9 protein-coding genes are annotated in these 10,523 nt (G+C 71.4%); 3 read left to right on the top strand and 6 right to left on the bottom strand.

The genetic code is table 11. The features are described from left to right. Positions 1–71 precede the first annotated feature (71 nt). From sthA to Van01_RS33370, 4 genes are all read right to left on the bottom strand, one after another. Positions 72–1,475, bottom strand: a complete 1,404-nt coding sequence (gene sthA, locus Van01_RS32300; RefSeq protein WP_204015703.1) for a Si-specific NAD(P)(+) transhydrogenase — start codon at positions 1,473–1,475, stop codon at positions 72–74. A 141-nt stretch (positions 1,476–1,616) separates the two neighbouring features. Continuing rightward, positions 1,617–2,582 (bottom strand): ATP-binding protein, encoded by a 966-nt coding sequence (locus Van01_RS32295; RefSeq protein ID WP_204015701.1) that lies wholly within the window; start codon positions 2,580–2,582, stop codon positions 1,617–1,619. Between the two features lie 21 nt (positions 2,583–2,603). Then, on the bottom strand, positions 2,604–3,752 hold the full coding sequence (locus tag Van01_RS32290) for an LLM class flavin-dependent oxidoreductase (protein WP_239099435.1): 1,149 nt from the start codon (positions 3,750–3,752) through the stop codon (positions 2,604–2,606). After that, positions 3,742–4,134, bottom strand: coding sequence for an SCO5389 family protein (locus tag Van01_RS33370; protein WP_239099434.1), 393 nt, complete (start codon positions 4,132–4,134; stop codon positions 3,742–3,744). The genes Van01_RS32290 and Van01_RS33370 overlap by 11 nt, the downstream gene beginning before the upstream one ends. A gap of 136 nt (positions 4,135–4,270) precedes the next feature. On the opposite strand from Van01_RS33370, the gene Van01_RS32285 reads away from it, so the two are divergent. The 3 genes from Van01_RS32285 (at position 4,271) to Van01_RS32275 (ending at position 7,491) form a co-directional block, all read left to right on the top strand. Beyond that, the gene (locus Van01_RS32285) at positions 4,271–4,633 is read left to right on the top strand and encodes a metalloregulator ArsR/SmtB family transcription factor (RefSeq protein WP_204015697.1); all 363 of its coding nucleotides are present in this window, start codon (positions 4,271–4,273) and stop codon (positions 4,631–4,633) included. Next, on the top strand, positions 4,630–5,127 hold the full coding sequence (locus tag Van01_RS32280) for an SRPBCC family protein (protein WP_204015695.1): 498 nt from the start codon (positions 4,630–4,632) through the stop codon (positions 5,125–5,127). Before Van01_RS32285 ends, Van01_RS32280 begins: the two co-directional genes overlap by 4 nt. A gap of 102 nt (positions 5,128–5,229) precedes the next feature. After that, positions 5,230–7,491, top strand: coding sequence for a catalase (locus Van01_RS32275; protein WP_204015693.1), 2,262 nt, complete (start codon positions 5,230–5,232; stop codon positions 7,489–7,491). 66 nt (positions 7,492–7,557) lie between these two features. Here the strand turns inward: Van01_RS32275 and Van01_RS32270 are convergent, their stop codons facing one another. Continuing rightward, positions 7,558–10,200: a DUF6493 family protein gene (locus Van01_RS32270; protein ID WP_239099433.1), complete on the bottom strand. Its 2,643-nt coding sequence runs from the start codon at positions 10,198–10,200 to the stop codon at positions 7,558–7,560. After that, positions 10,197–10,523, bottom strand: a 327-nt coding sequence (locus Van01_RS32265; RefSeq protein ID WP_204015691.1) for an SWIM zinc finger family protein, incomplete at its 5' end; no start/stop codon positions are given. The genes Van01_RS32270 and Van01_RS32265, both read right to left, overlap by 4 nt.

Here is a 10,523-nt window from a genome sequence, read left to right as displayed (position 1 = left end):
ACTAGTCGCGTGGGGTGGTCACGGAGAGCGACTGTTGCGGATCGCGTCGGGCGGTCACTCCGGGTAAGGCGTCAGCCGTCGATCCGGGTGATGTTGCGGATCTTGTTGGACGCGTCAAGCGCGGCCACCTTGTACGCCTCGGCCAGCGTCGGATAGTTGAACACCGTGTCGACGAGGTAGTCCACAGTGCCGCCGCACCCCATCACCGTCTGCCCGATGTGGACGATCTCGGTGGCGCCGGTACCGAAGACGTGCACGCCGAGCAGTCGGCCGTCCGCCGGAGAGACGAGCAGCTTCAACATCCCGTACGAGTCGCCCACGATCTGGCCGCGGGCCAGCTCGCGGTAGCGGGCGATGCCCACCTCGAACGGTGTCGCGCTGTCGGTCAGTTCCTCCTCGGTCTTCCCAACGAAACTGATCTCCGGGATCGTGTAGATGCCGATCGGCTGCAACGCGTGCATCGGGCGGTCCGGCTCACCGCAGGCGTGCTGGGCGGCCAGTCGTCCCTGCTCCATCGAGGTGGAGGCCAGCGCCGGGAAACCGATCACGTCGCCGACGGCGTAGATGTTCTCCACGGCGGTCCGGTAGTTCGCGTCGACCTCGATGCGCCCACGCCGGTCGGCGGTGAGCCCGGCCGCGGCCAGGTCCAGCTCGTCGGTCTGGCCCTGCCGGCCGGCCGAGTACATGACGGTGTCCGCGACGATCTTCTTGCCGCTCTTGAGGACGCACAACGCGGCGGTCTGGTGCTTCTCGACCGCGGCCACCTCCTCGCCGAAGCGGAACGTCACGGACAGATCCCGCAGGTGGTACTTCAGCGACTCGACGACCTCCTCGTCGCAGAAGTCGAGCATCCGCTCCCGGCGCTCGACCACCGTGACCTTCGTGCCGAGCGCGGCGAACATCGAGGCGTACTCCATGCCGATCACGCCCGCGCCGACCACGACCATGCTTCGGGGTACGGCCTGGAGGTTGATGACGCCGTCGGAGTCCACGATCGTGCGGTCGTCGAAGTCGACACTGTCCGGTCGGGCCGGCCGGGTGCCGGCGGCGATGATGGCCTTGTCAAAGGTGATCCTGGACTCGCGCCCGGAGTCACCGTCCACCCATACCGAATGGGCGTCGGCGAACCGGCCGGTGCCGGTGATGACCGCGATCCGGTTGCGGGCCAACTGGTTGCGGATGACGTCCGTCTGCCGGTTGATGACGTGCTGGGTCCGGGCGGCCAGATCGCTCACCGTGATCTCGTCCTTGACCCGGTAGCTGCTGCCGTAGAGGTCCCGCTGGCTCAGGCCGGTCAGATAGAGCACCGCCTCGCGCAGGGTCTTCGACGGCACGGTGCCGGTGTTGATGCACACCCCGCCGAGCATGTCGCGTCGCTCCACCAGGCCGACCCGCCGGCCCAGCTTCGCGGCGGCGATGGCGGCCTTCTGACCGCTGGGCCCGGAGCCCAGCACCAACAGGTCGTAGTCATACACGATCACCAGCGTCGCAAGATGTCGCGGCCAGCGCCAGACCTGTCGCGTACGCGGCAGGTGACGTTAACCAGGTTGGAACAAACGCTGAGTCCGCTGCCGGGCACGGGTCACGCGGCCCGGCAGCGGTGTGTCGGCAACCGCTCAGCTACCCGGTACGGCCTCGGCCAGTGCGGCCGGCCCCATCACGAAGTCCCTGTCGATCTGCGTGGTGAGGTCGACTCCGGCGCGCTCGTTGGCCCACGCCTCGGCGTTACGTCTGTGGAACTCGTGGGCCCACCTGGTGAACGCCGACCAGTCCTGGGTGGTTCCGTCGACGGCGTCGGCCAGCAGGCCCAGCACGGCCCGGTTGGCATCCTCGAGTTCGTGCAGCGGCCCGACGGTGCCGCGTTCGGCGCGGCGCACGTACGCCGACCGGCTCATCCAGGTGAGCAGGTCCGCCCCGACGTGCTCGCGGAGGAACTCCACGTCGGCGGCGTCCTCGACCTTGTTGCCGATCACCGACAGGGCCACTCCGTAGTCGCGGGCGTAGCCGGCGTACTGGCGGTAGACGCTGACGCTGCGGACCGTCGGTTCGCAGACCAGGAAGGTGCGGTCGAAGCGGGTGAACAGTCCCGAGGCGAACGAGTCGGCACCGGCGGTCATGTCCACCACCACGTACTCGCCGGGCCCGTCGAGCATGTGGTTCAGCAGCAGCTCCACCGCGCCGACCTTGGAGTGGTAGCAGGCCACGCCGAGATCCTCGGTGCTGAACTCACCTGTCACCGCGAGTCGTACGCCGCCGATCGTGGCGACACATTCGGTGTAGATCGGGTTCTGCTCCGCCACCCGCAGCAGTCGCGAGCCCCGTCCGGGCGGGGTGGTCTTCACCATCTGCGCTGCCGAGCCGATGCGCGGGTTGTCGCCGCGCAGGTACTCCTTGATCGCTGGCAGGTGCTCACTCAACGGTCGCATGGTGGCGGCCGGTCCGCCGAGGGCCACCGCGAGATGCTGGTTGATGTCGGCGTCGACGGCCAGCAGCGGGCGGCCCTCGGCAGTGAGGTGGCGGGCGTGGAGCGCGGCGAGGGTGGTCTTGCCACTGCCACCCTTTCCGACGAAGGCGACCTTCATCGGCAACCCTCCAGCCAGATGCTAACGGTAACCGTTTCCATGAAGCGCATGGTATCCGGTCGCTCCGGCGGGCGACGCCGAACCCGCCGTCTGACCCGACGATGTCGGTGCCGGCCGCCGCCGCTCGTCCCGCGGAGCGAGGTCGAGCACCTCCGTGGCCAGTCGGCGGATGTTGGTCAGGCCGGTCTCGGGGCCGCCGCCGGCCTCCACCATGAACAACAGATGGCGTACGCCGGGCAGCGCCGCCGCCCGGGTCACCGCTGCTCGGCAGCGGTCCGGTGCCCCCACCGGATGGATGTCGACAAGCTGCCTGACGTATCCGGCCGGATCCCGTTGCCCGGCCGGGGCACCGTCCAGGCGGACGTACTCCCGGGTGCCGGCCAGCAGCGGGGGGAGTCCGGTGCCCACCGTCCGCGCCGCCTCCTCGTCGCTGCGGGCGACCTGGGCGAGATGGGCGCTGGCGTGACCGACGCCGGCGGGGTCGTGGCCGTGCGCCTCGGCCGCCCGCGCGTAGCGGTCGAGTAGCTCCGCCTTCTCCGCGAGATCGGCGTGCAGGCCGAGCAGCAGCGGCAGGCCGTGCCGGGCGGCGAGATCGACAGTGCCGGTCGAGGTGGCCGCTACCCAGACGGGTAGCCGGCTGCGCGGTCGCGGCACGACCGGGACCGCGCGGAACGGAAAGCGATGGTTCCCGGCCACCGTCGGCTGCCCGGACAGCCACCTGGTCAACAGCTCCAGCGAGTCGTGGAACCCGTGCGCGAACCGTTCCGTCCCGGTGCCGAAGACCTCCAGATCCACCCACGGGCCGCCCCTGCCGACGCCGAGCCGGAACCGTCCACCGGACAGCTCGTGCAGCAGCGCCGCCTCCTCACCCAGTGCCACCGGGTGCCGGTTGGACAGGATGCAGGCGGCGGTGCCCACCTCGATGCGGCGGGTCGCCCCGAGCAGGTGGGCGGCGAAGGTGATCGCGGACGGGCACACCCCGTAGGGGATGAAGTGGTGCTCGGCGATCCACACCCCGGCGAAGCCGGCGGCCTCGGCCGCCCGTCCGTAGCGGTGGGCGGTCGCCAGCGCCTCGGCGTGGGTGTCGCCGGGGCGCTGCCCGGCGAGCAGGAACAGGTGCGCCCGTACGCCCTGACCGGCCCGCCGGGTCTCGCTCGAATCAGCAGTCACGCAGCTCGGGAGACTGGTTGAGCAACTGGCCGCGTACCGAGATGAACCGGCGGTAGGTGTCGGAGTCGACGGCGGACGGTCGGAACGCCGCGATCCGGTGGCAGTTCTGGAAGGCGAGCTTGACGCCGAAGTGACGCTCCAGGCTGGACCGGATGGCGTCACTTGCCAACGCGCGCAACAGTTGGCCCCGCTCCGCCTCGGTGGGCGGGGGCACCTGGTTGTCGGCGAAGTCGGCGTCGGCGGACGCCAGCTCGGACGCCACCCGGCTGACGGTCTGCCAGGCGTACGGCAGAGACTCGCGGACGCAGGCCACGAAGTCCTCGTCGTCGACGGGGCCGGATTCGGCGGCCCGCAGCAGGCTCGGCGGCACGGTGAGAGACATGCTCCTCCTCGGCTAACGATCACGGTTGTCATTACCGCTACGTTGGGAGCACATCACGTCACTGTCGGCGGTGTCAATGTCCGCCACCGCGTCGGCCGGGCGGACAAACGTGTAACCCATAGGTTACGCTTTAGCGGTGGACGAGGTAGCTGCCGCGATCGCGGACCCGGTCCGGCGGCGCATCCTCGAACTGCTGCGCGAGCGTCGGCTACCGGCCGGGCGGATCGCCGAGGAGTTCGAGATCAGCCGCCCGGCGATCAGCCGGCACCTGCGCGTACTGCGCGACAGCGGCCTGGTCCGCGACACCGTCGTCGGCCGCCAGCGGTTCTACGAGCTTGATCCGACCCGGCTCGTCGACCTGGTCCGCTGGCTGACCCAGCTCACCCGGACCGACCTCTGGGAACGTCGCTTCGACGCCCTGGAGACCGAGGTCTACCGTGCCCGCCGCGACCGCCGCACCGGCGAGTCGCCATCCGCCCAACAGGAGCGCACCGCATGACCCGCATCCCGACCGGCCGACTCTTCGACGCCGAGAACGGCGTCGACCTGGTCCTCACCCGTAGCTTCCCCGCCCCCATCGACGATGTGTGGGCCAGCCTCACCGAGCCGGAACGCACCGCCCGATGGTTCGGCCCCTGGGAGGGCGACGCCGCGCCCGGCCGCACCATCCGGGTGCAGATGGCCATGGAGGAGGATGCACCCTGGTCCGACCTGCGGATCGACGCGTGTGAGCCACCCCGGCGGCTGGCCGTGTCGATGCGCGACGAGTACGGGCACTGGGTGCTGGAACTGCTGCTGACCTCCGACGGTGAGCGGACCGAGCTGCGTTTCGTCCACCACCTCGACGACACCGAGGGCATCGGTGGGGTCGGGCCGGGCTGGGAGTGGTACCTCGACTGCCTGGTGGCCTCCCGCGAGGGCGCGGCGATGCCGCCGTTCGACGACTACCACCCGCCGATGCAGGCGTACTACGAGCAGCTGCGGCCGGAGTGATCGAAGATACCCACATCCGCGCCATTCGCGTCGTTTTGCTCGGTCTGCCGCGGGTACCGCCCTGACATCTGGCTCTCGTGTCCCCAGGAGGTACCCGTCGAAATGAATGCCCGCAACCCCGCCAAGGCGGTCAGAGATGTCGTGGAGGCCGCAGCGGAGAAGGTGACCGACGCCCTCACCCCGCAGGTGCCCGGTGCGCCGGGCAGCGCTCCGCCGACGCTCGACGAGCCGACGACGCCGCACGCGCCGCTGCCGCCGAAACCCGAGCAGGGCGCCCCGCAGACCCGTACGCCGACCGGCGCCGAGACCGGCGCGCCGGCCACCGCCAACGGACAGCAGGGCGCCTTTCTCACCACCGCCCAGGGCGCGCGGCTGCGGGACACCGACCACTCCCTCAAGGCCGGCCCGCGCGGGCCGGTTCTGCTCCAGGACCACCACCTGCGGGAGAAGATCACCCACTTCGACCACGAACGCATCCCCGAGCGGGTGGTGCACGCCCGTGGCGCGGGCGCGCACGGCGAGTTCACCGCGTACGGCACCGCCGAGGCCGTCACCCGGGCGGGCTTCCTGCAGAAGGGGCGGACCACCGAGGTCTTCGTCCGCTTCTCCACGGTCCTCGGTTCACGCGGCTCGGCCGACACCGTCCGCGACACCCGGGGCTTCGCCACGAAGTTCTACACCGACGAGGGCACCTTCGACCTGGTCGGCAACAACATGCCTGTCTTCTTCATCCAGGACGCCATCAAGTTCCCCGACATCATCCACGCCGGCAAGCCGCACCCCGACCGCGAGATCCCGCAGGCGCAGAGCGCGCACGACACCTTCTGGGACTTCGTCTCGCTGCACACCGAGGCGCAGCACCACACCATGTGGAACATGTCCGACCGGGGCATCCCGCGCTCCTACCGGACGATGGAGGGCTTCGGGGTGCACACCTTCCGGCTGGTGAACGCCGCCGGGGAGACGGTGCTGGCCAAGTTCCACTGGAAGCCGAAGCTGGGCGTGCACTCGCTGGTCTGGGAGGAGGCCCAGCTGCTCAGCGGCATGGACCCGGACTTCCACAGGCGCGACCTCTACGACGCCATCGAGGCCGGCGCGTTCCCCGAGTGGGAACTCGGCCTCCAGATCTTCCCCGACACCCCCGAGGAGACCTTCGCCGGCATCGACCTGCTCGATCCGACGAAGATCGTGCCGGAGGAACTCGCGCCGGTGCAGCCGGTCGGCAAGCTGACCCTGAACCGTACGCCGACGAACTTCTTCGCCGAGACCGAGCAGGTCGCCTTCCACGTGGGACACCTGCCGCCCGGCATCGACGTCACGAACGACCCGCTGCTCCAGGGCCGGCTCTTCTCGTACGTCGACACGCAGCTGACCCGCCTGGGCGGGCCGAACTTCGCGCAGATCCCGATCAACCGGCCGCACGCCCCGGTCAACGACATGCTGCGCGACGGCTTCCACCAGCACGCCGTGCACGCCGGGGTGGCCCCGTACCGGCCGAACTCCCTCGACGGTGGCAACCCGTTCCCGGCCGGCGACGACGACCACCCGTTCGTCGACGTGCCGGTGCAGGTCGCCCAGGCCCCCAAGGTCCGCGCCAACCCGGCCTCGTTCGACGACCACTTCAGCCAGGCCCGCCTGTTCTGGCTCAGCATGTCCCCGGTCGAGCGGGAACACATCATCAGGGCGTACACCTTCGAGCTGGGCAAGTGCTACCACCAGGCGATCAAGGAACGTCAGCTCCAGTGCCTGGCCAGCATCGACCCGGTGCTCTGCGCCCAGGTCGCCACCGGTCTCGGTCTGCCCGCGCCGGAGCCGACAGTGCCGGTGGCCGACGTCGCCCCCAGCCCCGCGCTGTCGCAGGTGGGCCGGCAGTGGCCGGCCGACGGCCGGATGGTCGGCATCGTCGTCGACAGCGAAGCCGACCTCGACAGCGTCCGGGCGGCACGCGAGGCGGTCTTCGCCGCCGACATGGTGCCGCTGCTCATCGCGCCGCACGGCGGAACGATAGGCGACCTGCCCGCCCAGCGGAGCTTCGCCACCGGTCGCTCGGTCGAACTCGACGCGCTCCTGCTCGCCACGGCGCCCGCACCGGCACCCGACGCGTTGCCGGCCCGCGACGCCAAGGCGGGCGCGGCCGGCTCGGCCACCGTCGACCCCCGGGTGCTGCTGATGGTGGAGGAGTGCTGGCGGCACGCCAAGGCCATCGGCGCGTGGGGGACCGGCGTCGCGGTGCTTGAGCAGGCCGGCGTCGCCGGCACACCCGGCGTGGTCACCGCCGACTCCGCGAGCGAGGTCCTGACCGCCGTCCAGCAACTCATGGCCGACCACCGCGTCTGGCAGCGCTTCCCCACCTCCATCACCTGACCCCGCCCCACCTCGTAGAGATCTTGGTCCGTGAGGGCCCCTGGGAGGGCGCTCACGGACCAAGATTTACAGGTTCACGGTCTCGGTCAGTGCCCTGTGCAGGCGGCGGGCTTCGGTGACCAGGCGGTTGGATCCGGCCCGTCCGGCGACGTCGGCCAGGCCGGGCACCTCGATCCGCACGCCGGTCGCGGTGGCCGTCTCCGCCGCCAGGGTCAGCAGTTCCGGCACGCCGCGCGGTGGTGTCGGCGCGGCCAGCACCGCCGGGAGCGCGGCGGCGAGCAGCCGCCACACGGTCAGCGGCGCACCCGCCTGTGCGGCGTCGCGCAGCGGTTCGACGACCCGGGACAGCTTCACCAGCTGCCGGGCGGCAAGGGTGCCGAGTTGCTCACCGGTGCCGGCCGCGTCGAAGTCGCCTGCGGCGGCGAGAGCGAGCAGGGCGTCCACAGTGGCCACCCGGTCCGGACCGTACCGGGCGCTGAGACCGTAGGCCACGGCCAGGTCGAGGGCCACCCCACCCGGACCGCCGATCTCCGTGAGCAGGGGCAGCACCGCGGCGCCGTCGCGCTCGTCCATGTCCGCGGCACCGGCGACAAGCGGCAGCGCGTACGCGGTGACCAGGCCCCGGTGCCCGGGCAGCAGCGACGGCCACAGGTGCACCCAGCCGGAGTGATCGCCGCTGAGGGGTGTGGCAGGCGCGGTGAACAGCCCGTACCTGTCGACCGCGTCGGCGGGTGGCGTCAGGTCGACAAGGATCCGCTCGGCCGGCATGTACGCGTACTCCCAGTGACGGTTGCCCCGCCGCGGATCCCGGGTGAAGGTGCGGGTCCGGACGACCGGCTGCGGTAGGCCGCCGTCGCGCAACCAGCCGGCGAGCCGTCGGCCGGCGGCCGTGCCGAGCGCCGTCGCCTGGTCGGCGATCGACTCGTCGACGCCTGTCGGCAACCGCAGCAACGCCTGGGTGAGATCCCAGTAGCCCGGCTCCCGGTCACCGAGCGCGGTGAGCCGCGCCACGAGAGTCGTCGGGTCGAGCAGACCGTTTGTCGAGGTGGGCGCGGCCAGCAGGCCCGCCTGCCCGGGTTCGTTGAGGTGCGCGCCGATCTCGGCCAGCCGGGCCCGCAACAGCCGGTGGACCGGTGGCACCTTGGGATCGGTGACCACCAGTTCCGGTGCCGCGTCGCGCCGACGTACCGCCGTTAGGAGCTTCTCCCACCGCTCCCGCCGCCGGTCGGTGCGCTTGACCCCGGCGCTGCTGAACACCTCGACCACCGTCTCGCAGAGACAGAGTGGATCCCAGCGGTGCGTGTTCGCCCATGACCAGTGCCGCCGCTCGATCACCGGGTCGAGAGCGGTGCGTACCCGGGGTCCCTCGGTCGCGGTGAGCCGGACGAGCCCGTCGAGGATCCGCTCCAGCGGTGCCCCCTGGTACGGGGTGCCGAGCAGCGCGGCGACCTCCTCGGTCAACTCGTCCAGGTCGGTGATGGGCGCGGCAGCCGCAGCCGGCGGAGCTGGCGGTGGCAGGTCGTCGCCGCGGGGCCGCGCCAGCGCCGGGCCGACCGGTGCCGGGTCGAAGCCGTGCCGGGCGGCCAGGGTGGACGCCCGCTCCCGAAGCTCCACGGCGGGATGCTCGGCGGCCACCGCGATCACCTCGGCGATCTCGGTGGCCCGGTCCCGGTGGTGGCGGGCGAGCCGGTCGAGCCAGGCGAGCTGGGTCCGGACCAGAGCCTTCTCGGGTCGGGTGAGCATCTGCCGGGACGCGTCGAGGACGGACTCCAGCTCCAGGTCGGGCAGTTTGCGGAGCGCCTTCTGCGCCATCGTGGCCACCGGCGCGGGAGCGTCGACGAGTAGCCGCAGGTAGTCGGGGGCGCGGGCGGTGACCTCGTTGGTGGTCGGTGCGAGCTGGTCGAGCAGGGTGGTGAAGGCGCGGAGCGCGGTGGGCCGGTCACCGCGCAGCAGCCGGCTGATCGACGCGTCGAGCAGCATCACCCGGTCCACCGCGCCCTCGGCGGCGAGCTGGGCCAGGGCGGCCGGTAGGGCGGGCTGACCGGGGTCGTTCCAGTTGGCGTGGCCGGCGATGAACATCATCTGGTTACCGATGCCGTCCACCTCGAACAGTCGGGGCAGCATGACGGCCAGGAACGGATCGTCGCGCAGCCGGTCGACCACCGGCGCCGGCTGGCCCTGGTGGAACCGGTCCGGGGACTCGACAGCCGTCAACCACAGCTGCACGCACCTGTCGTCGGTAGGTGGCGCGCTGCCCTCGGCGTGCAGCAGCGTGGCGACGAAGTGCCACCGACCCACCCAGGTGTCCTGACGGAACCGGGTGGCGATGCGGTGGGCCAGGTCGACGAGCCAGTCGACGCCTCGCTCCTGCGCCACCCGACGGACCAGCTCGGCCGCCCGGCGACCGTGCGGGTTGACCGAGGGACGACCGAGGATCGCCGCGGCCTGAGCTGCGGTCGGCAGACAGCCGACCACCGCGACGGCCAGGGCGGTCCCGGTGCCGGCCGACCACCAGATGTCGCGCTCCGGTTGTTTGAACCAGGCGGTCAGCTCGACGCCGATCTCCCGGCGGCGCTGCTCCGGCAATCCTTCCAGCGCTGCCGCCACCGATTCGGCGGCACCATTTGTCACCAGGCCGAACAGGTCACTGGTGCCGCCGGTGGCCAGCTCCAGCCGACGTCGTACCGTGCTCTCCGTCGACCGCGTCACACCCGCTCCTCGACCTGCTCGGTGGTGAGCATCCGGGTGGCCAGGGCGTGCCGGCACGGCCCACGTTGCCCCCGGTGCTTCGCCCACCAGGGACAGGTGCAGGTGAGCGAGCCGTCGGCGAGCTGCCGGACCCGGTAGACCTGGTCGCCGCTGCGTACCGTCGCCGCGGTGCCGTCGGGCTGCACCGCGCCGGCGTCGAGCAGCGCCCGCGCACCGACCAGCCGGGGATTGTCCCGCTCGGCGCGGCCCGCGTCGTACGGCATCACCCGGTGGAAGTACGCCGCGTCGGCCACGTCGTAGCCGACCCGGCCGGCGGTGCCTAA

Source organism: Micromonospora andamanensis, from assembly GCF_016863495.1.
In the GTDB taxonomy this organism is placed as follows: domain Bacteria; phylum Actinomycetota; class Actinomycetes; order Mycobacteriales; family Micromonosporaceae; genus Micromonospora; species Micromonospora andamanensis.
The sequence above is the reverse complement of the archived record's forward strand: the minus strand, read 5'-3'. Positions and strand labels throughout refer to the sequence as shown.

Bases quoted from the DNA above. Each gene is read 5' to 3' on its own strand.
- Van01_RS32275 (WP_204015693.1), top strand. From the start codon at position 5,230: ATGAATGCCCGCAACCCCGCCAAGGCGGTCAGAGATGTCGTGGAGGCC.
- Van01_RS32280 (WP_204015695.1), top strand. From the start codon at position 4,630: ATGACCCGCATCCCGACCGGCCGACTCTTCGACGCCGAGAACGGCGTC.
- Van01_RS32295 (WP_204015701.1), bottom strand. From the start codon at position 2,582: ATGAAGGTCGCCTTCGTCGGAAAGGGTGGCAGTGGCAAGACCACCCTC.
- Van01_RS33370 (WP_239099434.1), bottom strand. From the start codon at position 4,134: ATGTCTCTCACCGTGCCGCCGAGCCTGCTGCGGGCCGCCGAATCCGGC.